We start from the raw sequence: 22,526 nt of genomic DNA, 5'->3' as shown, positions 1-22,526 counted from the left end.
CCATTCGCGTCGCGCGCGTCATCCCGGTCCTTGTCGGAACGGACCTCATCGGAGCCGGTGATGATCAGATCCGCCGCCTCACGCGCCGCCACCGACCCGCGTGCGGCGAGCCCGATGCCGATGTCGGCGGTCCGGATGGCCGCGGCGTCATTGCTGCCGTCGCCGGTCATGGCTACGACGTGGTCGCGCTTCTGCAGCGCGGTGACTATGCGCACCTTGTGTTCCGGGCTCACCCGCGCGAAAACGGTCGCACGGTCGATGAGTTCGGCTTGGGCGTCCTCGTCGAGTTTGTCGATGTCGGAGCCGGTGGCGATGGTATCCGCCGGAATGCCGAGTTGTTCGGCGACGGCGCGGGCGGTCACCGGGTGGTCGCCGGTGATCATGCGCACGCTGATGCCGGTGCGGGTCAATTGTTTGACCAGGTCCCGGGTTTGCGGGCGCGGGGTGTCGGCGAGGCCGATGAAGCCGAGCAGGGTGAGCTGTTCGATCTCGTCGATGACATCGTCGGGTGTGCTGGGGAAGTCGCGGCGCGCCACCACCAGTACGCGCAGGCCGCGTTCGGCGAGCCGCTGCACGCACTCCTCGGCATGGGCGCGTTCCTCCCGCGTGAACTCGATGCGGGTGCGTCCGCCCTCGCCGTTGCCGCGCAGCACTTGGGTGCAGCGCGGGAGCAGGACTTCCGGCGCGCCCTTCACCGCCAGCCGAATGTGGTGCGCGGTATGCCCCACCGCCGCGGCGTAGCCGCGATTGCTCTCGAAGGGGATCTCCTCGATCGGGTCCCAGGTGTGCGCGGCGTCCGGTCCGAGGGTCGCGTCGGCGGCGCTCACCACGGCGCGGTCGGTGGCGTGCACGAGCGGACCGTCCTCCGGGTGCGGGCAGGCCCGGGCCGCCGCGCGCAGCAGCCGCCGTGATTGCGGTGAGTCGGAGGCCTTGTCGGTGTCCCAGGTTTCGTCGAGATCGGCGAGCGCCTCCAAGTGCAGGCGTCCGGCGGTGAGCGTGCCGGTCTTGTCGAAGCACACGGTGTCGAGTCGTCCGAGTGCCTCGATGGTGCGGCTGGAGCGCACCAGCACACCGCGGCGCGACAGTCTGCGGGTGGCGGCCAACTGCGCGACGGTCGCCACCAGCGGCAGCCCCTCCGGGACGGCCGCGACCGCGACCGCCAACCCGTCGGCGAGCGCGGGTCGCAGCGGCAGGCCGCGCAGGAAACTCGTTGCGGTGACCAGGGATCCGCCGCCCAGGGTGAGCGGCAGTACCCGCTCCGACAGCGACCGCAGATGCTCCTGCACACCCCCGGTGCGCGGCGGTCCGGCCACCGCGAGCGCGCGTCCCGCCTCGGTGGCCGAACCCACCGCGACCACCACCGCGCGGGCGCTGCCGTTCACCACGACACCGCCCTCGAACACCATGCAGGCCCGATCACCCAGTGCCGCACCGGGTGTCGCGGCCGTCTGCTTGTCGACCGTGACCGATTCGCCGGTGAGCCCCGACTCGTCCATCTCCAGGCCGTCGGTCTCGATGAGCCGTGCGTCGGCGGGCACCACGTCGCCGTTGCGCAGCACGATCACATCGCCGGGCAGCAATTCCTCTGCGGGAGTCTCGATTTCACCGTCGTCGGTGACGCGTCGGGCGAGCAGCCGTTCGCCGACCAGCAGCCGGTGCAGGGATTGCCCCGCGCGTCGCCGCTGCATGGCTGAGACCACCGCGTTGAGTCCCAGCACCGATCCGACCAGCACGGCGTCGGTGGGGGAGCCCAGCAGCGCCGAGGCCACCGCGCCGACCGCGAGCAGCGGTGTCAGCGGATCCGACAGCTCCTTGCGCACCTGCTGCGCCAGATCCGCGAAAGTCGCCGCGGGAGAGGCGAGCCAGTGCGTCGCGCGTAGCGCTTCGGTGACCACCGGCCCGTGCTGCGGTGCCTCCCGTTCGGGCGCGGGCAGTCGCGCCGACACCTCATCGGGTTCGAGCGCGTGCCACGGCACCAACGGCACCTGCGTGACCGAGTCCTCGCGCCCCGCCCTGCGACCGGCGAGCAGCCCGCTCGCGAATCCCAGCAGCGTGGCCGTCGCCAGCGGCGAACTCGCCGACGCGGGCCGCGAACCCATCGGCCCCGAGGCCAACAGCAGTCCACTCAAGGTCGCCGCCGACAGCGTCAGCACCCGCCCCCGCTCACTGACCTCCCGCGCGGTCCCCGCGGCCGCCACGATCCGCCGAGCACACCGCAGATCCGGGCACACCACATCCGCCTGCCACGGCACCCGCACCGTCTCGCCGTCCCGTTCGGCCAACCCGATCCCGAGATCCGCCACGGCCAGGGCCTTGTGGGCATGCCCACTGAGCACCGCCACCACATGCCCCTGCTTCTGCAACCGCCGCACCAACCCCGACGTCGACCCACCCGCGGCCACGAATTCATCAGCACTACGCCGCAATTCAGCCGTCGAATCATCCCCGATCAGCACCACCCGCAACCCCGCCTTACGCGCCGCCGCCAGCAACCCCACCGCCTCCGGATGCAACTCCCACCCGATCAACACCCGCCCCACAACCCGATCCCCCTCACGCAGCTCATGCCACCGCGGCTCACCCTGCTCCGAATCAACCTCTGCCGGAGCGGGTTTCGAGGTATGGGTGCGGTACGACGACGCATGATTCGCGGCCGGTTCATCGGTAGGTGTGTGCTGCGCATCGGCCACCGTGGATTCCGTGACTGTCACCTCGGTGTCGATATGGTTCGACGGGGGAGCGGCGACCGTGCGAGCCCGATCGGCCCGGTCTCGCTCACCCGCGGGCGCGGTACCCGGTGACGTGGTTTCCCGCTGTTCGGCTGTCTCGGTAGCGGTCTGGTGATCGGCTACCTCTGCGGGATTCTGATCGTCTGCCTCCGGGGCGCTCTGGCGAGTGGCCTGCTCTGCGGAGGTCCTCTGATTCGCTACTCCAGTCGGGGTTTCCTGATCGGCTGTTCCGACAGCGGCTTGCTGATCGGTTTTCGTAGTCGGGTTGACCTCGGTGCCTCCCTCATGCGTGGCAGGCTCATCGCCGCCATCTGCGGCGGTGGAGTCTGTCCGCCGCTGGGATGTGCTGTCGGAGTGCGCTTCCGGGACCAGGCCCATGTGGTCGCGGTGGCGGCCGCGTGGGGGTGGGATGGGGAGGTCGCCGTCGCGCCAGAGTAGGCGTTGGGCGACGCTCCAGACGTGTTCGGTGGACCAGTCGGAGGTCGCGGGTTCGGCTGCCAGGACGACCGGGCGGTCGCCGCGGACGGCGTGGCGGTCCACCACCAGCGCGGAGGCGCGGTCCAGGCGTCGCCACAGTTGTGGGTCGAGGGTGAGGACGCCCTGGGTGGACATGATGGTCGCCAGTGTTCCGGCGAAGGTTTCACGACCGGCGCGGGCGGCCTTGGGCACGCCCGCGACGACGGCGTCCGCGGCGTCGGAGGTGCCGCGACCGCCCGTCAGGGTGGCGAGGGAGACCAGGGCCGAGCCGGTGCCGAGTTGCGCGGTGCAGCGCTCGACCGGACCGGGCGGCAAGGGCGCCGGGCGCGACTTCGGCGTGCGGTAGTCGTACACGCCCGGATGGTGGGGTTCGCCGAGCAGGTCTTCCCATTGCCGCCACCGGCTGTATCGCGCGGTGGCCTCGACGAGTCGCACGGTGCGGCCCAGACTGTCGGCGACAAGCCCGGTGACCTGTCCGTCGAGGGCCTGCCCGAGTGCGTTCCCGGCGGCGATGAGCGTATCGGCGCGGCTGCGGCCGAGGCGCTTCTCCAATGCCTCGCGCAATGCCGGTTGACCGTCCACCAGCGCCACGCTCGCGCGCACGAGATGTGCGGGGGTCGAGGTGGGTAGCGCGGATTCGACCACCGCCAGGCCGAGTCCGACAATGTCCCCGGCGAGCTGAATGGCCGAGGTGAGCACCGGTTCGCGGTCCGAGGGATCCTCGAAATGCCTACTCCATTGCTCGCTCTCGGTCCCCGCGAGCCGCTCCGCTCCGCTCAGCAACTCCTCGAGTTGCGCCATCCCGAACCGCGCCGAATCCACCGCGACGGTCACCCGCCCCGTGGCCGCGTTCACCCGATGCCAGCGCACCCCTTTCGCGCGGCCGAGCCGATCGGTGACCGCCTTGGCGACCCCCTCGGCCCCATCCGACCGCAGCCCCTTGACCTCCGCGTGAATCCGATTGCCCCGCACCAGAACCCGCCGCTGCTGCCGCCGAGGCCCCGGATCGAGCAGCGCCTCGACCTCCCTGGCGAGATCATCGGTCAACTCGGCCACGGTATCCGGCACCATCGGCTCCACCAGCGCCCGAGTCTGCCGTGCCACTCCCACCACCGGCTTACCGACGAACGTCACCGCCGCCGCAGCCGTCATCACCGGAATCCGAACTGGCGCGGTCACCAAAGACCGCCACGACCCCATCGCCATCACTCCACCGACCGCCCCGGCTTACGCTGCGCCCCCCGCACCCCCGGCGTCCGCTGCCCCCGCTCACTCCCAGGCCGACTCCCCGCAGCCGCCCTCCGCCGTCTCCGCAAACCGGCCTCAGCATCCTCACCCCCAACAGGCCCAGCCTGCGGGCCATCGCTCACGCCCGCGCCACCTGCCTCGCCGAGCGCGTCGCGCCCTGCACCCCCACCGGCCTTCTGACCCTCACCTTCAACCTGAGGGGCCTTACGGCCCTTGGCTTTCGACGACGCCCCACCCGCAGCTTTTGGTGACATGCCGCTACCGGTATCGCGCTTGTCAGTCCCTTCGAGAACACCCCCCTCCGCAGTGCGCCTCACATCATCAGCCTCAGCCCCCGCCGCCCGGAGAGCCCCACGCTCACCCCCGCCCCTTTTCGCCCGAGCACCCCCACTGGCCTTCCGGTCCTCATCTTCAACCTTCGGTGTCTTGCCGCCCTTGGCCTTCGACGACGAGCCGCCCACCACTGCCGATGCCGCGCTGCCCACGGCTGGTGCCGCGTCGCCCACTGCCGTCGGTGCCGTGCTGCCCACGGCTGTTGGTGCCGCGTTGCCCACGGCCGTTGGTGTCGTGCTGCTGCCCACGGCTGTTGGTGTCGCGTCGCCTACCGCCGTCGGTGTCGCGCTACCCACGGCTGTTGGTGCCGCCTCGCCTACCGCCGTCGGTGTCGTGCTGCCCACGGCTGTTGGTGTCGCGTTGCCCACGGCCGTTGGTGTCGTGCTGCCCGCGGCTGTTGGTGTCGCGTCGCCTACCGCCGTCGGTGTCGTGCTCCCCACCTCTGAAGGTGGCGTGCCGTCTGCTGGCTTCGTTGACCTTCCGGCCCTGGCCTTCGAAATGCCGCTTTCGGTCTTTCGTTTGCGGGTGCTGGCCTTTGGTGGGTCTTCGTTGTTCTTGCGGGTGCGGTTGCTGGGCTTGGATGCGTCGTTGCTGGTCTTGCGTGTGTTGGTGGTTTTCTTCGTTGGGGGATTGGCCGTTTCAGGGGTGCTGATGGCGTCGAGCGCGTGGCCGATGGGGGCGGGCACTTGGGGGGTCTTCTTCGCGGGGGCGTCGCCGCCGTTCGTCGAACCCTCTTGCTGCCGCTTCTTTTTCAACACGTACACGACCCCGGCCAAGGCGCCCGCGCCCAACACCACCGGCCACTCCACCACGCCCGTCAACCCCGCGGCGGTTGCCCCGAGTACCACCGCCGTCGGCTTGTCGATCCTGGATTTCGCCCCGGAGTACGCGCCCGTGACCGCTCCGCGGGCCGCGCCACGCGCTGCGCCGACGGTGGCGCCCACCACCGTCGCGCCGACTGCACCGACCGCGTTGGCCGTCGCGCCGCCGAGCACACCGAAGGTTTTCGTCGTCACCGCGCCTACGCTGCCGACCGCATGCGCTGTCGCGGACGCCGTGTTGCCCAATGCTTTCGCCGTGCCCGATGCAATGCCCATGATCGATCCCCGGGGATAGGAAGTTGCAGACGGTTTGGGCGTGCCCAGCTATAGGGAAGGCAAACCTGTGGGGGAGTGATCAGGACGTGCGGGCGAGACGGAATGGCCCACGGTCCCAACGCCACTCGTGCTTCAGGACGAGGGCGGCGAGATCGAGGAGTTCCATACCGGTTTCGTCGCGGCAGCGGCGTAGTTCGTCCCAGTCGACCGGTCCGTCCGCTAGTCGGTTGCGGAGAATGTTCTCGATGCGCGGATCGACGGCGCGGCGCGCCAGATCGGCGACCCCGGAGTGGCTTCCGGTCCAGACCAGCCACCCCCACCCGTGCGCGTGCGCGTATGCCCGCCCGGCGGCCGCCTTCGCGCGATTGGCGTGCACGGCGGCGTGCCCGAGCGGCATCACGTCGATGAGCACCACCCGCCCGTCGCTGAAGCGCGCGACGGCCGTGGGGTAGTGGACCCGATCGGCCCCGTCGAGCTCGTACTCCACCCCGACCGGCGACTCCTGGAACGCCTCGACGCGTTCACTCCCGTCCAGCATGCGCAGCAGCCGCGCCTGCAACCCGGTATCGAAACTCACTTCGCGGCCCAGCTTCTCGGCGAACATGGACCCGCGCCCGTCGTCGGCGTAGTCGAGCACGCGAGCCGGACCGTCCGGCAGCTCGTCGGGCGTGCCCTCGGCCCACTCCACCCGCCGCAACCACGGATTCCACGCCGCCGCCGGAACCTTCTCGACCTGCGCACTCGGCAGCAGATGCCAGCGCCCCTTCTGCTGCCATCCGGCAATGCGCTGAAACACGAACCCGGCGAGCCGTTTCGAATCCTGCAGATCGTGTCCGGCCAGCCGCAGTTTCAGATACGCCCAGTCCTGCGCGGCGATATCCCCGTCGGTGGCATAGGTTTCCGCCAGCAAGGTCCGCACCAGCCGCTGCTCACCCCACCCCACGGGATAGCGTTCGGCGAATACGGCGGTCTCCGGATACCCGGTCGCCTGCACCCGCCGCACCATCTGCCCCACGGCTCGCGTGTACAACTGCCGCGCCCGATCCCGCGACACCCCGGCCCGCGCCCCCAACAGGGTGAGCGTCTCCGGACTCTCACCGTCGAGCCCCAGCCGACAGGTGACCAACTCCCGGTCCCGGGGCCGCTCCTCGGCCTGCTCGTCGACCATGATGGCAACCACCTCGTTGACGTCCTCGAGTCCGAACGTCACACCGTTGCTCGGGTCGTCGAGCAACCCGCTCGCACTCCGCACCGTTCTCGTCACCCGCGGCCCCTACCGTGTTCGCCAGTCTGTTCGACGAGATTAGCGTCGCCCACCGACAACCACGTCCATCCGCGCCCGTGTTCGGCGAACTCGGCGCGCGGAGCGAGCCGCGTCAGCCGATGGCGGCGTTCATGATGGTGCCCGCGCTGGTGGCGATGATGCCGCCGATCATGGCGCCCGCCACCATCTTCGGCGATTGCAGTCCGCCGCCGGTCCACTTCTCCCAGGCGAACTTGCCGCCCGCGAAGGTGATGCCCAGCACCCCCGACAGCAGGACGAACCACGTGAAGTACCGCACCAGCTTCATGAGCTTGTCCGCCGCGGGCGGCGTCTCGGGAGTCGGGTTCCCGATCTGGGCGAGCACGGTGTCGTGCAGAGCGCTGATGATCGTCACCACCCGAAGGTACCGCGAAATCGCCCCGGGGTGTTCCCGAATGTGCGCGAGATCTACTGTGCCCGAGTACCTTTCACAGGCCAATCACCCCGGTAACCGCCGATCCCCGACAAATATGACAAAAGCCCCACTACAAACCGATTGGTCCGTAGTGGGGCCTTCGAGAGAGCGGATGACGGGATTCGAACCCGCGACCCTCACCTTGGCAAGGTGATGCGCTACCAGCTGCGCTACATCCGCACACACTCACCAGGGCTTTCACCCCGCCTCGTGCGAGAGAAGACATTAGCCGACGACCCACCGATTCACCAAAACGCCCCGCACGGGTGCGAGATTTCACCGGTGAGGCCGGTCAGACGCGGGTTCGCGTCCAGTGGTCGAGGGGTAGGTCGCTCGCCGAGATGAACCGGGTCGCGTGGCTATTGATCGGGAACGATGCAGCGGCCCACCGTCGCGTCGACATCCATCGAGGCGGTGAAAGCACCTCGGTGGTGCCCGGGCAAGGGAGCTATCTGTGGTTCGCGGGGCGGTCAGCGGATGCGCCCGGAATGAGGTAGCCGTGGTGCGCGCGGTCAGCGGATACGGCGGGGGAGGGAGGTATCTGTGGTTCGCGGAGCGCTCAGCGGATGTGCCCGGAGACGGTCGGCGGATGTGCCCGGAGACGGTCGGCGGATGTGCCCGGAGACGGTCAGCGGTTGCGCCCGGAGACGGTCAGCGGTTGCGCCCGGAGACGGCCAGCGGATGTGCCCGGGGAAAGGAAACAGCTGCGGTACGCGCGGTCAGCGGCTGCGGCCGGGAGGGAGCTGGCTGCGGCACGCTCGAGGCAAGTGGACGTGCTTGTAGGGCCAAGTGATTTCGGGTAGATCTTCGGGGGCGGATGTGCCGGGGTGGCCGGGGGCCGTGGAGGTTTGGCCTAGGCGGTCGAAATTCCCACTGAGGACCCGGTTCTCGCTGTCTCGGCTCGATTTGTGACCGCTCAGGCCAAACCCTCCGAACATTCACCGCGGGGCTACATCATCCGCCAACGGCACTATCGCGGTAATCACCGTCCGCTCCCCCCTAGCCGTGGTCATAACGAGCTGCGGACTCCAAATCCGTGTGGTCTTGTCCGGCCGGAACTCGGTGATGATGACCGTGTACTGGCCGGAGAACGCACCGGGAGAAATCTGCACACAATGTGTGGTTCCCTCCGGGACGGTATCGATCCCCGCCTGAATCTCCGGTGCCGACGGAATCGAGGCGTCGAGGTCGACGAGGCTGCGGACGAGAGCGCCGGAGCGCGCCACGTAATAGGCGTGCTGGAGCGCCAGAATCGCTTCCGGCCCGGTCGCGTACCCGCCCGGCCCGTTGCCGCGGACATGCGAACCGTTGGTCTCGGCCGGGCAGTCCCCGCCGGTGGCCGCGGCGGGTGCCGCCGGTTCGGTCGCGGGTTGCAGTTGCGGTGGCGCTTCCGCCGCCGCGGCTGGTGGCGGCGTCGCGTCGGACTTGGTGAGCTGCACCGTCACAGCTGCCCCGATCGCGCAGATCCCCAGAATGCCGAGCAATGGCACCGCCCACCGCTCCCGCGACTCCGCGAGCCATTCCCGAATCGCCCACCCCTCCCAGGACGATCCGCCCCGTCGCCGATGCGACGCGGGCGCGCGATGCAAGCGCGCCGCGGCCGACGCCGCGGGCCGCGCCTCCCCGGGCTCGAACTCCGCTCGCGAGCGCGTGGACGACCGCGTCGCGTATTCGACATACGGTTCCGAGTCGCCGAACGCATGTGTGCGGTACCCGGTTTCGCGCGGTTCGCCGGAGCCCGCCCCGCCCGGCCGAGACGCGGCGGCGCGTGCCCGTGGGTCGACCGGAGCCTGAGCGCGGGCGGCCGCACTCGAGTACGGATGCGGAATCGCACTGGCCGCAGGCGCGTCTGGAATCCAATGCGGATCCGACGACGGAAACGGATGCGGCCGAACCTTGCGCCCCCGCCGCGCCCCAGCGACCTGCCCTCCCCGCTGCCCACCTACAGGCGACCCGCTCCCGCCACTCGCGCCCCTCTTACCCCCAACGCCGGTGCCACCCCCGCTGCCCCTGAACCCCGCCTGCACGTCATCCGCAACAGATTCACCCTCGTCCGCCCCTGATTTCGCCCGGCGCACATCGAACTCGTCTTCTGCAACCTCCGGCTTCACCTGGCGAGCGTCAGATTCGCCTCCTGCACCCTGTGGCTTCTCCTCGCGTGTGCCGGAGACGTGTGCTGCATCCCCCTCCCCGCGTGTATGGGAGACATCTGCTGCATCCCCCGGCTTCTCCCCGCGTATATCGGAGACGTTCGCTGCATCCCCCGGCTTCTCCCCGCGTATATCGGAGACGTCCGCTGCATCCCCCGGCTTCTCCCCGCGTGCATTGGAGACGCCTTCCGCAGCCTCCGGTTTCACCCCGCGCGCGTCGGAGACGCCTTCTGCATACCCCGGCTCATCCCCACCCACATCAGCCTCACCGTCGCCCGCCCCCGGTCTCGCCTCGCGCGCAGCAGACCCAGCAAAATCTGTACTCGCTTCGTCCACACCGGAACCGAACTCCTCGCCACGCCCTCCCGCTTCCATCGCGGCATAGGCGAGCGCTCGCGCACTGGATTCGGCGTCGGCCTCGTCGTAGTCCAAGTCCTCCTCAGAGCCGGTGTCGAGGTCCTCGAAGTCAGGGCCGACTTCATCGACATCGAGTGGCACCTCGGAGTCGTATTCGTCCCCAGCGCCGCTGTATTCAGCCCAGTCGTCCTCCGAACCGTCGTATTCGTCCGGGGTGCGGCCGTACCCGTCGACCTCGTCGTATCTCCCCGCGTAGAACTCCGCCGCCCGTCGACGGCGGGCGGATCGTTCGCTCCCGCCGATGCTTTCGCCGATCCAATCGGCCCAACTTCCGGAGTAGCCGTCCGCTGCCGGGTTGTGGATGTCGGTGTTCATGGTGTCGCCTGCGGGGTGTCGGGTGCGAGCGGGAATCCGCTGTAGCCACTGGGATTCGTGGTGGGAGCGGTGGAGGTGAGGACCGGCGGCTGGCTGGTCGTCGTCGGGGCGGCTCCGAGGTCGCCGAGGGGGAATTGACCATTGGACGTGGTGGTGGGGGCGGTGCCGGTGGTCGAGAAGTCGAATCCCGCACTGGGACGGTCGCTTCCGCCGCGCGGCGTCCCACCGGCCTCGGCCACGCCGGAGAGATCGACGGCGAGCGCCGCGAACCACTGGCCCACGAACATGGCGGGACTCTCCCCGAAACCGCTGCCCTGCGGGTTGGAGTAGTCGTGCTTCTGGGCCGTCTGCCAGTACCGCACCCAGGTGGTCACATCCAGCAGATCCTGGTTGTCGGTCAGATTCTCCTTGACGGCCGAGAACGCCGACGTCACCAGGTTGTCCACCGTCGTGGGCGTCACCAGCTGCGTCACCGCGCCGACGACCTTGGTGCCGAGCACCGCGAGCCCCGCCAGCGGATTGGCGAGGCCCGCGGTGGCGATCTCGGCGATATTTCCCGCCGTGAGCACCGATTTCGCCACGCTCACCACGGTGTTGATGGCGATGGTCCCCAGCTTCAGCAACGCTTGGAACGCCCCGGGAATATCCACGGTCGCCTGCGGATCCGACGCCTCGGCCAGCCGCTGCGAAATCGATTTCTCCGGCGAGTACGTCACATCGCCGATGGTCTTGCCGGAGATATCGTTGTTCACCACATCGGTGAAGGTCTTGATCGACGTGTACGCCAACGCCTGCCCGATCGAGATGAGCGACCCGATCGGGTCCGCCCCCGAAATCTTCACCTGCCCAGAGATATTCGCCACGACCTTGAGCAGCGCGGCATTGTTGGGCACATCGCAGGCGAGATCACCGGAGGTGCAGAAGCTCGCCACCCGCCCGGTGAGCTGCCCGAAATTGGCCGCCTGATCCCGCTCGGGCGCGATCCCGCCGCCGGTGGCAGCCTGCGGCGGCACCGCGGTCACAGCCGCCAACTGCGTGCCGTCGGTGCCGGGCGCGGGATCGGGCGTGGTCTTGCCGGGCGACCCGGGGAACAGCGCCGCGCCGGGATTGCGCGTCGGATCCCCGAACAATGCCACGGCCGCGACCTTGTCGGCCGGAACCGCCCCTCTGCCCGCGCCCACTTCCTGCGCGAACAGCGAAGCCACATGGGCCCCTTGGGAATACCCGGTCACCGCGAGCCGCGTGTTCTCACACCGGTCGAGCACCGATTTCGCCATGGACTTCAATGTGTTGAGCCCATTGCTCACCGAGGTCATGTACGGCGTCGTATCGCTGGACACCGCCCCGCCGAACGAGGATTCGTAGGGCACGTACGCGCGATCGACCAGCCCCTCCTGGGGCGCACCGGCCATCATGGGCCGAAACACCGTGGACAGCATGCCGGTATCGGTGCTGACCGCGGCGTCGGGGGAGGATTCCCCGGTGCCTTGAATGCCCAGCGCGTACAGCGCCGGACATTTGTCGATGGGTGGTTGCGCCTCGTCCGGCGCGGCCGACGCACCGCCGACCGCGACCGTCGCGATGACGCAGACGGTGGCCGTGACAATGGCCGAGTGTCGAATTCTTGCCCCTGACAGCAATGTTCGATCCTCCTCGTGTGGTCGGCGGGACGCGCGGACGGTTCAGCCGGTGTTGCGGTGCACGGTGTGCTGGTCGGTGAGGCGCATGCCCACGGCACGCGCCGCGAGGAAGATCTGTTCGGCCACCTGTCGAACCGGTTGCGGGGGAGTGCGTGTCGCGTCGCCTTCGTCGACCGGGCGGGTGACGGCATCGGGTTCCCACACCGGCAGCCGGTGCGGTTCGAGTTCACGCCACTGTTCGATCCAGGGCAGCCGCCACGGTTCCGCGCCCATGTCGAGGACCCGCGCCTCGACGGCTTCGCGCCGACGCGCGACGGCCGTGGGCAGCGGTCGGGCCGAATCCGCCACTGTCACAACGCCTACCAGCTGACTTCCGGCGGGCGTCGCGTCGTTCTCGTGGGCGAGCACGGCGTGTTCGAGGGCCGCGACACCGCTCATATGCGTGCGCGCCACCAGGACCACCAACGGCGAATCCATATCGCGCACCAGGCCGATCCGTCCCGGCCAGCGCCGCCCGGCGTCGCCCGCCCAACTCATACTGGCCGCGAGGCTGGTGGTGCCCGCGCCGCCGTGCACACCCACCAGCCACAGCAGCGGCGGCCGACCGGACTGATTCGGTACGGCCCTGTGCCACATGGGAACCGGCGGCCAGGCGTTCATCGCAGCACCCCCAGCAGCCGCAGGTAGGCGTCTCGGGTCTCGGCCGCGAGCCGATGCCAGGAGATGATCCCGCCCCCGGCGAGATGTACGTCGAACGGGATGGTCACCACATCGCGTACCCAGCTGCCCAGGTAGGTGCGCACATGGTCGACCGACGCCTTCCCGGAGTCCTTGACCTGCTCGGTCAAGACGATCACCGCGTCGCCGATGAGGAATTCGCTGTACTGCTCATCGAGCCAGCGCAACGCCGGTTGCAGCCGATTGACGGCGTCGGGTCGCGCGGCCACGGTAATCGCCAGCCCCACACGGGGATCGGCGAGCAGCGGTGCGGCGAGGCGGCTGGTGACCGGTGCGCCCGCATCGAAAACCGTGAGCAGCCCGGCGGTTTCGAGATGCCGTGCCACCGAGACGAGGGTTTCGCGGCGCGGCAGCGGGTCCGGGCTGCGCGGGAGCACCCGCACACCCGTGGTGGTGCGTCCGGTGCACGCCTGCACGGTGGACGCGAGTTCGGGATGCGCTGTGTCGAGCCACTCCTGGAGCGTGCTCACCGGTTTGGCCGCATCGCAGCCGCGCAGCGCGACATCGCCGCCGCCGAGCGTGGCATCCACCACTATCGGCCAGATATCGCCGTCGCTGTCGGCGACCGCGGCGGCCGCGAGCCCCAACGCGGTGGTGGAGGCCCCCGACGATCCCGCCGTCCCGAGTACCAGCACCGACGGCAGCGCGGCCCGCACCAGCCGCCCCTGCCCGCCGCGCAAGGGGACCGGATCGGTCGGCGCACCCGGCGTCGCCGTGATCGACAACTCCACCGCCTCGGACATGGCTCACCGTCCTTCCGAGGCGATCGGAGCGGCGAGGATGTCAGGTCGGGCAAAGGTGCTGGGGCAGGCCATCATTCATTGTCCTTCAGCCGCCACGATCGCGGTGACGAATACGCGCCCGTCGCGCTGTGCGGTGGTGATCACCTGTTGCCAGGTGGCCTGCGATCCGTCGGGATGCTTCTCGTCGACCGATACCAGCCAGCGGTCGGCGGGCAGCGGCACGAGGGTGACGCAGTGCTTCGTGCCAGCGGGGACCGCCGCGATCGCCTCGCGCGTAGCGCTTTCCGGGGCGACCTTGGCATCCGGCGCGAGGAGCGCGCGCACGGCGGCCGCGTCGCGCTCGACATACCAGGCGTGTTCGAGCCGCATGATCACGCCGACCGCGGAGGTGGTATCACCCGCGCCCGCCCCGATCACCCGCTCGGGCGTGGCCGAGGCCTGGCACCAGGTGTCGGCCGCCGGAACCACGGCGGCGGGTGCAGAGCTCGTGGATGTCGGTGCGGCCGTGGGGGTCTCGTCGCTGGTGAACATCCACGCACCCGCCGCGACCAGGGTGATGACGGCGATCAGCGCGCCCAGTGCGGCGACCCGGGTGACGAGCTGCTGTCGCCGTCGCATGGCGATGGTGCGCCTGCGCGCCTCCTCGACCAACGGGGCCATCGGATCCTCGGCGTGCAGATCCCGCGAAAGTTCCTCACCCACACCGTCATCCGCGTCCTCGGCGGGCTCGCGTGGGCCGCCATCGGTGGGCGCGAGCCAATCCGACCATTCGGCCGCCGTCTCCGACCCCGCCGCGCGATCGTCCCCCTCTTTGTCGAGGGACAGAGCAGGCATCTTCGCCCCTGGCATCTTGGCGTCGTGCCGCTCAGACACCGATCTCACTCCATTCGGTTGTGCTCGTTCAGCGCGGCGCCTGAATACCGGCCACCACGCCATTGACGAAGTCCGCCGCCGCGCCGAGCTCGGGGCTCAGCGGCGGCATGGTGGCGACCGCATCCTGCAGACTCGTGACCACGGCCTCACCGACCGGCCCGGAGTCGGCGATGGCCTCGACGGTCGTCGAAACCTGCGTTGTCACTTGCGCGATGGGCTCGGCGTACTCGGGCGCCGCCACCGGATACGACGGCTGCGCCGCGACCGGTTCGGCCTCGACCACCGGAGCGTCGTACACCGGCGCTGGCTCGGCAACCGGCGCGGCCGCGGGCTGCACGGCCGGAGCCGCCACCGTGCCGACTCCCGGAATATCGATCCCCGGCGCGTCGGCGACCGGAGCGGCAGGCTGCGCGAGCGGTGAGGTGACCGTGAGGATTCCGGGGATCTCGATCAGCGGTGCGGGAGCCGCGTCGGAGACCGGAGTGGCGGGCTGGGTCAGCGGCGATGTGACCGTGAGGATTCCGGGAATCTGGAACAGCGGCGCGGGAGCCGCATCGGAGACAGGTTCGGCCGCGGGCTGGGCAACCGGCGCGGCCACGGTCAAGATGCCGGGAATATTGATCAACGGCGCGGGAGCCGGGTTCGAAACTTGCGCGGCCACAGGCTGATCCACCAGCGACGGAGCCGGGGGCTGCGGCTTCGTCGAATCGCCGCCACTCAGCGCGCCGCCAGCCAGTGCCGCCAGCGCACCGCCACCGACCACCAGCGGCACACTCACCAGACCACCGATCGAGCCGCCACCGACACAACCCGCGATGCCGCCGACAATCGCGCCCGCCGGTGCGCCGACTCCGGCGGTGGGGATCCCGCCGATCAGGCCACCCGCGACCGCGCCGACCGCCGCTCCGATACCGCAACCCACCGGCACCAGAGCCGCGGGCGCGAGCGCCCCCGCCGTTCCCGCGCCGAGCAAAGCGCCCAACGAACTGGTGGCGGCCATGCGATCGGACTCCTCGCGCGAGAATCCGAAGCTGTCGTAGGCGGCGGCGATCTGCCACTCCGCGTAGTCGGCGTAGGCCTGCGCCTTGTCGCGGGTCTTCACATCGACCCAGTCGGGCAGCGTGACAACCCCTGTGCCGAGCCGCAATTGGTGCGGGTCCGCGGGAATGACGGCGGGCGCGTCCATCGCGGGGGGCTCCTCGACCTCCGGCTCCGACTGATCCTGCTGTGACGGCGGCTGCACCCACGTATCGATATTCGGCTGCGTCTGCTGCTGCGGCCGAGGGCGCGCGGGCGGTGGCGGCGGGTCCGGAATCCAATCCGCCGGGCTCGGCGCATCCGGCACGACGGGCGCCTGCGGCGGCTGGCTCAGCCCCGGCTGCCCTTCGCCGGGGACCGCGAGCCCCGGCTGTCCGGGCGCCGCTCCGGCCACTCCACCCGCTGCGAGCACGACCGGTAAAACGGAGAGTGCGGTGAACTTACGTCTGGCGGTCATTCCGGATCCCCTTATTCGCGGCGCTGTTCGTCCGACCGCACGTCCCAACCTCGGACGCGCCCAATGCGGTCGGCCGCACCACCACGGATGACGTATCTCCGAACCCGCGCCAATACCCCGCGATGAGTCCCCGTCACCTGCGATGATGTTGTTGCCGGGATGATCGTACCCGAAACTGAGGTCCAGCAACTGAATACGGACGAGTCGGTATGAATTCCTCTGAATGGCCGCCCACCTCGTAATCGCACACAATATGATCGACGAGACGGTGCGACAGTCATGCCCCGCAACGGCTTTGAAATACCCGCCGGTCTGCAAGAGGGGAATCCTTTGCGCAAAACAGCAATTCTTCCGCGAACTTTTCTGGCCCTCGCTGTGGCGCTCACCGCGACCGCCTGCGGCCTTTCCGACACGCCGCCCGCCGCGCCGACGTCGGCGCCCCTGGACCCCCACCGCGCCCCCGCCGACATCCGTTGGGAGCCTTGGCAAGGCGTGAATCTGCCCTACGGCCGCACCGACGGACCGTCGAAGGTGAGCGAGGCGGCCCTCGGCTACACCCACACCCCGCAGGGCGCGGCCCTCGCCGCCATCCAACACCGAGTCCGCATCTCGCTGGCACCCGACGCCACCTGGGCCAGACTGGCATCCCAGGCCCTCATGCCCGGCCCCGGCAAGGACGCGTGGGTCATGGCCCGCGCCCAGGTCTCGCTCACCCAACCGGCCTCCCCGGTCATGGCCCCCCGCATCACGGCCTACAAATTCACCACCTACACCGCAGACCGCTCCAACCTGATCGTCTACAGCACCTACTCGGACAACAGCATCACCGCCAACAACGAAACCGTCGTCTGGTCCAGCGGCGACTGGCGACTGCTCCTCCCGGACCCGGCCACCAAAACGAAAGTGGTCGAATCGGTTTCGGAGATCCCCCCGGACGTCGTCCGACTCCCGTCACCGACCTAGGCGGTCCCGCCCCTCGATCGGAGGCGGGCCGCCCGACTCGGGCGCTATCCGGCGCGACCCCCTGCCCGTAGTTCCGCCACCAGCCGCGCCGCCACCGGCGTCGCTATCCCATGCCGCTGCGCCGCCCGCAACAACGCCCCGCCGATCGCATCCAATTCCAGCGGCCGCCCGGCCTCGGCATCCCGCTGCATCGACGACTTGGCCTGTGCGGGAAAGGAATCGTAGCGAGCGAGCGTCGCCGTGGCATCCGCCGGTCCACCACAGGCCCGGCTCACGGCCACGGTCTCCTCGGTCAAAGCCAACAGCTCGTCGCGATGTTCGGTGCGTACGGTGCCGATCGGCACCGCATACCGAGTGGTCAGCAGCGCGAAGGGCGCGAGAAACGACAGCTTGGCCCAGAGCACGGTCGCCTCGTCGTCGAGCACCTTCACGGCGATACCGGCGTCGGCGAACGCCTGCCCGAGCGCGTCGACTCTGTCGCGCGGTACGGAACTCTCGGCCAGATCGATCTCCGTGAACGGACTCCCGTGTTCGACCACTCCCGTCGCGACGCGCGTGGACTCGACCCGAATCACGGCCGGTACCACCAGCTCCGGCCGATACCGCTCGCGCAACAGCTCGAGATGCTCCACCCCGTTCAACAGCGGTACGAGCAACCCGTCGCCGAGCACGGCCACCGGAACCCGTTCGAGACTCTCCGCGAGCCCCGTCTGTTTGACCGCGACCACACACGCGTCCACCGGTTCCCGCAGCACGGTATCCGCCTCGACCCGAGCCGTGAATTCCCCGAACTGCCCACTGCGCACCCGGATTCCCTCGGTGCGCAGCGTCCGCGCCGTCTCCTCCCGGGCCAGACAGATCACCCGATGTCCGGCCCGTGCCACCAGCGCCGCCACCAGCCCGCCCACGCCCCCGGGACCCAGTACCGCCACGCTCATTGCATTGTTCGACATGCGTAGTTCCTTTCGACAGGTCGGCCCCGTCACCCGGTGGCCGCCTCGCTCCGATCATGGCACCCGCCGCCCGGTTCGGCCGAACCCGGCTCATGTCCTGCGCCGCCGCACCACGGCGACCACCTCGTCGGCACAGCGATCCAAATACTCGTAGACGTCCGCGGCGGCGTAGCGCAGCACGAACCACCCGCGCGTTTGCAGCCAGTTCTGCCGACGGCGATCCCGCCGAAAAGGTTCGGCCGCACTGTGGAATTCCCGCCCGTCGATCTCGACGATGGTGCGTGTCCTCTCGTGCACGAAGTCGCACACGTACGGACCGACGGGATGGTTCGCCAACATATCCAGTCGACGGCGCGTCAAGGCGCGGGCGAACAACCGTTCCGGCTCGGACAACGCGCGCGTGGCCGCGCAGCTAACCTGCCGCCGCAGCGCGGGCGATCCCGTCCCGCCGGTGCGGCACAGCTCGCGCACCTCGGCGAAGGGAACCGTCCGCCCGAGATGACCGTCGACGAGCTCGTCCCCGCGCGCCGTGGGCAATACCGCCAGACAGTCCATGAGCGTCCGCGCGGGCGAGGTGACCGGCAGCCCCCACGCGTCGTCGTAGTCCCGCTGCGGCAGATCCCGCCGATAGAGCGTCAACCACTCGGGTGTCTTCCGGTGCGCCCCAGCGGGAATGGTGGCTTCGAACACCGTCGGCTCGGGCAGCATATTGCGCAACCACGCCGCGGTGCGGTGACTCAGGGTGGCTTCCGGTAGCCAGGCAACGATGGCGTGGCACCGGGCGAGGCCGGTGACCGGGCCGAGGCAATAGGTGCGCGGCAGTATGCGCAGGTAAAGCCCTTGCCGACAGCGGTAGTCGATGGTGGACGGCGAGATCCCGGTCGCTATCAGCTCGTCTCGCGTGCGGATGCCATGGGTCACATGCTCAGGGTGAGGGAGGTGGGTGACGGGAAGGGCGGGTGTGGGGGAGGGGCTGTGGATAAGTGGTGGGGTGTGGATGATTGGCCTGAGCGGTCGGAAATCGCGGGCGGAGGGCGGATTTCGGCTCGGCGGGGGGATTTTCGACCGTTCAGGCCAATCACCCCTCCATCCGCACCGGCAGCCGCCGCAACCCCGTATGCCGATTGCTCCTGGTCCACTCCACCTCCCCCGCCAGCTCGAACCCCCGAAACCGTGCGAACAGCTCCTCGAACACCACCCGAATCTCCAAGCGCGCCAAATGCGCCCCCAAGCAGAAGTGCACCCCATGCCCGAAGGACAGATGCGGATTCGGGTCCCGCCCGATGTCGAACACCATGGGCTCGCTGAACTTCCGCGCGTCGCGATTGGCCGACGCCTCCCACACGAGGACCTTCTGCCCCGGCTCCAAACGTTGCCCGTGCAGTGTCGTCGGCCGGGTGACTGTCCGTCGCTTGGACGGCGAGGGCGCGGTCCACCGCAGCATCTCCTCGATCGCCGACCCCAGGAGCCCTGGGTCGCGTTGCAGCGCCTCGAGCTGTCGCGGGTGCTGGATCAGCGAGAGCAACCCTCCCGCAATGGCATTGCGCGTGGTCTCCGACCCGGCCGAGAACAGCAGGTTGAAGAACGACCGCAATTCCTGATCGCTCAGCCGCGACGGCTCCGCCTCCGGCATCTCCGCGTGCGCGACTATCGACAGCATGTCGGTGCCGGGTCGCTCGCGCCGCTGCGCTATGAGCGCGGCCCCATACTCGTACAGCTCACCCATGGCTTCGGCCCGCGCCCCCGAGCTCGACGAATAGTCGTGCGCCCCCGTCAGATCGAAGAGGTGCTCGATGCGCTGGAACAGCCAATGTCGATCGTCCTCCGGCACGCCGAGCAGGAAGCAGATCGCCTGCATGGGCAATTCCGCCGCAACCTCCACCAGGAAGTCGCATTCCGTATCGATGCCGTCGAGGAGCCGTCGGGTGCGCGCCCGCAGATCCTCCGTCAGCGCGCGAACCGTCGTGGGCGTCAACCCCTTCGAGACCAGCCGCCGAATCCGCAGGTGTCGGGGGTCGTCCATCATGTTCAACACCACTCCGGCGACGGGCAGATCCTGCAATACCGTGCCGCCGTAGGCCCGCGTCCCACCCGTTTCCGACGAGTACACCTCCGGTGTGCTCAACACGCGCAAGGTCTCGTCGTAGGTGGCGACCGACCAGAAACCCTCCCCATCGGGCGTATGCGCCGTCGGCTCGTGCCAGAACACCGGTGCCTGTACGCGGTGCCGCTCGAAGACCGCGTGCGGGAAGCCGTGCGCGAAATTGTCCAGGTCCGTCAGGTCCACCGAGGAGAGTGCCACCATACGAGAACACGTTATACATTTGGCCCGAATGTCATGGCAGGATCGATCTTCCATCGACCTAGGAGCGACCGTGTCATCCAGCCGCGCCCAGCCGATTCAGGCGCAGCCCATCGGCCCTGTCGGGGGTGCGTTCTGTTATGCCGTGGCCGTGGCGCTGCTCGGTGCCGGACCGTTGTGCGCGTTGCTGGACAAGTCGTGGTTCGCCGGGGTCATCCCTGGAATCTTCACCTTCCCTATCGGTGTGGCCCTGGTGGCGCATACGGTCATGTGGCGCAGTCAAGCCCGCCAGTTGGCCGGGGGGGCGGAGGCCATCGCCGAAATACTGTCCGTCGACAGGATCCGTCCCACGGGCGAAGGCGATGAGACGGCCGAGCTGACCATCCGCCTGTCCGGCCCGGGCTTCGAACCGTACGACGCCCCTTGCGAACTCCCCGTCCGCAGCCGTCCCTTCGCGGTCGGCGACCGGTTCGACGCGGTGGTCGACCCAGACGACCACACCTTCGCCATTCTCGGTTGACGCCGAGGTGTCGCCGTGCGCCGACCGGGTAGCCCCGGGGTGAATGGGCCGCACCGGGCCGCGGGCAGAGCCGCGGCCGGTGGCGGCCGGAGGATGAGGAACCGAATATGGCTGACACAGAGGGCTTTCGACCGCTCGACGCCGGGCGCGCCGTGGAATTGAGCGGTGCCATCACCGACCAGGTGCGCGATGTGGTGCGCGAACAGATCGAACTCGCGCTCCGCGAAACCTTCGGCAGGATCCCCCGACTCGGAGCCAGTGCGAAGCTGCGGGTGGCGGCGGGCGTGCTCGCGCTGTACGCGGGCGGAACGCTGATCGCCGCGATCGTGCTGCTACTCGCCCTGGTCATTCCGGCCTGGGCCTCGGCGCTGATCATCGCGGCGGTGCTGGCGGCAGCGGCGGCGGTCCTGCGCGCGAAGGCGAAATCGCATACGGGCCACGAGGTGTCGCCGCTACCGGAGCAGGCGCCCAAGGCGCCTGACCTGCCGCGATAACGCCTACGGCACCCAGAGATACCACTCCGCGATCTGGCCTTGCAGCGGCCAGGTGTTCGCGAAGAGTTTGGCGGGCCCCATCCCCACCCACAGGTCCGCGGTGACGGTCCGCCCGGGTGTCGCGCCGGTGTGCACGTAGACCGTGTGCGAGCGCGCACCCGCCGAACCCACCCAGGCCAGCGCGACATGGTTGCCGCACGGCCCGTTCAGGTAGCCCAGCGGCGTCACATGCGCGAGTACGCGCCCGGGTAGCCGCGGCGTGGCCTCCAGCACCACCGCGATGGACCCGGCGCAGAAATTCGCGTCGCCGAAGGTGTAGAGCGTGGTGCCGAACGGAGCCCACTGCGGCAAGGGATCGGCCCGCGCCGGTGTCGCCCCGATGCCACAAACGAATGCACCGACCCCCACGCTCGCCACGATGGTCGCGAGTATCCGACGTACCGTCATCAGCCGATATCCTTCCCGCACAAGGGAATTCGTGGCCGCACTGCCCGGTCCGACCCGAAGGCCGGGAGTGACTCTCGACGACATGACCCCGGGAGCCGCTCCATCAGCCAGCGTATCGAACAGCCTCCGCCGCGGGGCCACATCCGCGCGCCACACCGTTCGCATCCTGCGAATTCGCGATACCGGGCGGGTCGCCGCACCACGCTTCTACGATGGAAGAGCTCGGTGTGGTCCCCATTGGATGCTCGTGATCGACGAGAGGGCAACCTCATGATCCTTCTCCCACTCAGCGCCGTCAGCACCGCCACCCACCTGGAGTTCTCCGCGCCCGGGGCGTCGGGCGACGGCGGCCAGATCGAGAACGCGCTCATCCATGTGTACGCGGGCTGGATCCAAGTGGGTTTCGCGGCGGGCGATATCAACGCCGTCGCACAGGAGAGCTACAAATCCTTTGTGCCCCTTGATGTCAACGGCCGAGTGCTCACCTACGACCCCGGTGCGCCGTTCAATGTCACGGTGTCCGTCGCGCCCGCGAGCTTCGCCTGTAGCTCGGATTTCGAGGACGAGCCCGGCACCACCGCGGTGAACTCGGCGACGGTGGCCCTGGAACCGCAGATCTTCGGCGGCGTCGGAGGCACCCCGAACCTGTTGGTCCTGCGAGCGGAACTCGCCGCCCAGCGGAGCACGATCTTCTCGATCACCTATCAGGTGACAACGGCCGCACCGGCGGCCGCCGTGCTCGACGAACTGAACCTGTCCCTCGGTGCCGCACCGGCATAACCGACTTCACCAATCCTGGTGCGCGATACTGGGATTGAACCAGTGACCTCTTCCGTGTCAGGGAAGCGCTCTCCCGCTGAGCTAATCGCGCGGA

17 protein-coding genes, 2 tRNA genes and 1 pseudogene are annotated in these 22,526 nt (G+C 69.2%); 5 read left to right on the top strand and 15 right to left on the bottom strand.

Annotated elements, in window-relative coordinates:
- Positions 1-98: 98 nt before the first annotated feature.
- Positions 99-2,099 (bottom strand): annotated as a pseudogene (locus tag ACIBH2_RS07130) (HAD-IC family P-type ATPase); the annotation flags it as partial.
- A 2,790-nt stretch (positions 2,100-4,889) separates the two neighbouring features.
- Between ACIBH2_RS07130 and ACIBH2_RS07125 the strand changes: the two are divergent.
- Positions 4,890-5,903 carry a hypothetical protein gene (locus tag ACIBH2_RS07125; RefSeq protein WP_397114368.1) on the top strand — a complete coding sequence of 338 codons (1,014 nt, stop codon included), beginning with the start codon at positions 4,890-4,892 and terminating at the stop codon, positions 5,901-5,903.
- Positions 5,904-5,963: 60 nt separating this feature from the next.
- Here the strand turns inward: ACIBH2_RS07125 and ACIBH2_RS07120 are convergent, their stop codons facing one another.
- The 9 genes from ACIBH2_RS07120 to ACIBH2_RS07080 all read right to left on the bottom strand — a co-directional run bounded on the left by ACIBH2_RS07120 (position 5,964) and on the right by ACIBH2_RS07080 (position 15,973).
- Entirely contained in the window at positions 5,964-7,148 is a 1,185-nt protein-coding gene (locus ACIBH2_RS07120) for a hypothetical protein (protein WP_397114366.1), read from the bottom strand.
- Between the two features lie 112 nt (positions 7,149-7,260).
- Positions 7,261-7,545: a hypothetical protein gene (locus ACIBH2_RS07115; protein ID WP_397114364.1), complete on the bottom strand. Its 285-nt coding sequence runs from the start codon at positions 7,543-7,545 to the stop codon at positions 7,261-7,263.
- Positions 7,546-7,709: 164 nt separating this feature from the next.
- Positions 7,710-7,782 (bottom strand) — tRNA-Gly (locus ACIBH2_RS07110).
- A gap of 758 nt (positions 7,783-8,540) precedes the next feature.
- Positions 8,541-10,484 carry a hypothetical protein gene (locus ACIBH2_RS07105; protein ID WP_397114362.1) on the bottom strand — a complete coding sequence of 648 codons (1,944 nt, stop codon included), beginning with the start codon at positions 10,482-10,484 and terminating at the stop codon, positions 8,541-8,543.
- Positions 10,481-12,124 carry a cutinase family protein gene (locus ACIBH2_RS07100; protein ID WP_397114360.1) on the bottom strand — a complete coding sequence of 548 codons (1,644 nt, stop codon included), beginning with the start codon at positions 12,122-12,124 and terminating at the stop codon, positions 10,481-10,483. The genes ACIBH2_RS07105 and ACIBH2_RS07100 overlap by 4 nt, the downstream gene beginning before the upstream one ends.
- A 42-nt stretch (positions 12,125-12,166) precedes the next feature.
- Positions 12,167-12,784 carry a hypothetical protein gene (locus tag ACIBH2_RS07095; protein ID WP_397114358.1) on the bottom strand — a complete coding sequence of 206 codons (618 nt, stop codon included), beginning with the start codon at positions 12,782-12,784 and terminating at the stop codon, positions 12,167-12,169.
- The gene (locus tag ACIBH2_RS07090) at positions 12,781-13,605 is read right to left on the bottom strand and encodes a MinD/ParA family protein (protein WP_397114356.1); all 825 of its coding nucleotides are present in this window, start codon (positions 13,603-13,605) and stop codon (positions 12,781-12,783) included. Before ACIBH2_RS07090 ends, ACIBH2_RS07095 begins: the two co-directional genes overlap by 4 nt.
- Before the next feature lie 75 nt (positions 13,606-13,680).
- A complete protein-coding gene (locus ACIBH2_RS07085) occupies positions 13,681-14,439 on the bottom strand; it encodes a hypothetical protein (protein ID WP_397114354.1) in 759 nt (252 codons plus the stop codon).
- Positions 14,440-14,506: 67 nt separating this feature from the next.
- Positions 14,507-15,973 (bottom strand): hypothetical protein, encoded by a 1,467-nt coding sequence (locus tag ACIBH2_RS07080; RefSeq protein ID WP_397114352.1) that lies wholly within the window; start codon positions 15,971-15,973, stop codon positions 14,507-14,509.
- A gap of 330 nt (positions 15,974-16,303) precedes the next feature.
- Here ACIBH2_RS07080 and ACIBH2_RS07075 point away from each other — a divergent pair, with 330 nt between their 5' ends.
- Positions 16,304-16,936 carry a hypothetical protein gene (locus tag ACIBH2_RS07075; protein ID WP_397114351.1) on the top strand — a complete coding sequence of 211 codons (633 nt, stop codon included), beginning with the start codon at positions 16,304-16,306 and terminating at the stop codon, positions 16,934-16,936.
- 44 nt (positions 16,937-16,980) lie between these two features.
- On the opposite strand, the gene ACIBH2_RS07070 is transcribed toward ACIBH2_RS07075, so the two are convergent.
- The 3 genes from ACIBH2_RS07070 to ACIBH2_RS07060 form a co-directional block, all read right to left on the bottom strand.
- A complete protein-coding gene (locus ACIBH2_RS07070; RefSeq protein WP_397114349.1) occupies positions 16,981-17,889 on the bottom strand; it encodes a ketopantoate reductase family protein in 909 nt (302 codons plus the stop codon).
- A gap of 90 nt (positions 17,890-17,979) precedes the next feature.
- A complete protein-coding gene (locus tag ACIBH2_RS07065) occupies positions 17,980-18,810 on the bottom strand; it encodes a DUF559 domain-containing protein (RefSeq protein WP_397114347.1) in 831 nt (276 codons plus the stop codon).
- A 157-nt stretch (positions 18,811-18,967) separates the two neighbouring features.
- Positions 18,968-20,194: a cytochrome P450 gene (locus ACIBH2_RS07060; protein WP_397114345.1), complete on the bottom strand. Its 1,227-nt coding sequence runs from the start codon at positions 20,192-20,194 to the stop codon at positions 18,968-18,970.
- A gap of 70 nt (positions 20,195-20,264) precedes the next feature.
- Here ACIBH2_RS07060 and ACIBH2_RS07055 point away from each other — a divergent pair, with 70 nt between their 5' ends.
- Complete coding sequence (locus ACIBH2_RS07055) at positions 20,265-20,711, top strand: hypothetical protein (RefSeq protein ID WP_397114343.1); 447 nt, start codon at positions 20,265-20,267, stop codon at positions 20,709-20,711.
- A 107-nt stretch (positions 20,712-20,818) separates the two neighbouring features.
- Positions 20,819-21,205, top strand: coding sequence for a phage holin family protein (locus tag ACIBH2_RS07050; protein ID WP_397114341.1), 387 nt, complete (start codon positions 20,819-20,821; stop codon positions 21,203-21,205).
- 3 nt (positions 21,206-21,208) lie between these two features.
- Here the strand turns inward: ACIBH2_RS07050 and ACIBH2_RS07045 are convergent, their stop codons facing one another.
- Positions 21,209-21,652 (bottom strand): hypothetical protein, encoded by a 444-nt coding sequence (locus ACIBH2_RS07045; RefSeq protein WP_397114339.1) that lies wholly within the window; start codon positions 21,650-21,652, stop codon positions 21,209-21,211.
- Between the two features lie 270 nt (positions 21,653-21,922).
- Here ACIBH2_RS07045 and ACIBH2_RS07040 point away from each other — a divergent pair, with 270 nt between their 5' ends.
- A complete protein-coding gene (locus ACIBH2_RS07040; RefSeq protein WP_397114337.1) occupies positions 21,923-22,432 on the top strand; it encodes a hypothetical protein in 510 nt (169 codons plus the stop codon).
- A 16-nt stretch (positions 22,433-22,448) separates the two neighbouring features.
- Here the strand turns inward: ACIBH2_RS07040 and ACIBH2_RS07035 are convergent.
- Positions 22,449-22,523 (bottom strand) — tRNA-Val (locus ACIBH2_RS07035).
- Positions 22,524-22,526: the final 3 nt, after the last annotated feature.

The organism is Nocardia sp. NPDC050406 (genome assembly GCF_044459025.1).
Taxonomy (GTDB): domain Bacteria; phylum Actinomycetota; class Actinomycetes; order Mycobacteriales; family Mycobacteriaceae; genus Nocardia.
The sequence above is the reverse complement of the archived record's forward strand: the minus strand, read 5'-3'. Positions and strand labels throughout refer to the sequence as shown.

Bases quoted from the DNA above. Each gene is read 5' to 3' on its own strand.
- ACIBH2_RS07105 (WP_397114362.1), bottom strand. From the start codon at position 10,484: ATGAACACCGACATCCACAACCCGGCAGCGGACGGCTACTCCGGAAGT.
- ACIBH2_RS07095 (WP_397114358.1), bottom strand. From the start codon at position 12,784: ATGAACGCCTGGCCGCCGGTTCCCATGTGGCACAGGGCCGTACCGAAT.
- ACIBH2_RS07090 (WP_397114356.1), bottom strand. From the start codon at position 13,605: ATGTCCGAGGCGGTGGAGTTGTCGATCACGGCGACGCCGGGTGCGCCG.
- ACIBH2_RS07085 (WP_397114354.1), bottom strand. From the start codon at position 14,439: ATGCCTGCTCTGTCCCTCGACAAAGAGGGGGACGATCGCGCGGCGGGG.
- ACIBH2_RS07080 (WP_397114352.1), bottom strand. From the start codon at position 15,973: ATGACCGCCAGACGTAAGTTCACCGCACTCTCCGTTTTACCGGTCGTG.
- ACIBH2_RS07070 (WP_397114349.1), bottom strand. From the start codon at position 17,889: ATGTCGAACAATGCAATGAGCGTGGCGGTACTGGGTCCCGGGGGCGTG.
- ACIBH2_RS07060 (WP_397114345.1), bottom strand. From the start codon at position 20,194: ATGGTGGCACTCTCCTCGGTGGACCTGACGGACCTGGACAATTTCGCG.
- ACIBH2_RS07050 (WP_397114341.1), top strand. From the start codon at position 20,819: ATGGCTGACACAGAGGGCTTTCGACCGCTCGACGCCGGGCGCGCCGTG.
- ACIBH2_RS07045 (WP_397114339.1), bottom strand. From the start codon at position 21,652: ATGACGGTACGTCGGATACTCGCGACCATCGTGGCGAGCGTGGGGGTC.
- ACIBH2_RS07040 (WP_397114337.1), top strand. From the start codon at position 21,923: ATGATCCTTCTCCCACTCAGCGCCGTCAGCACCGCCACCCACCTGGAG.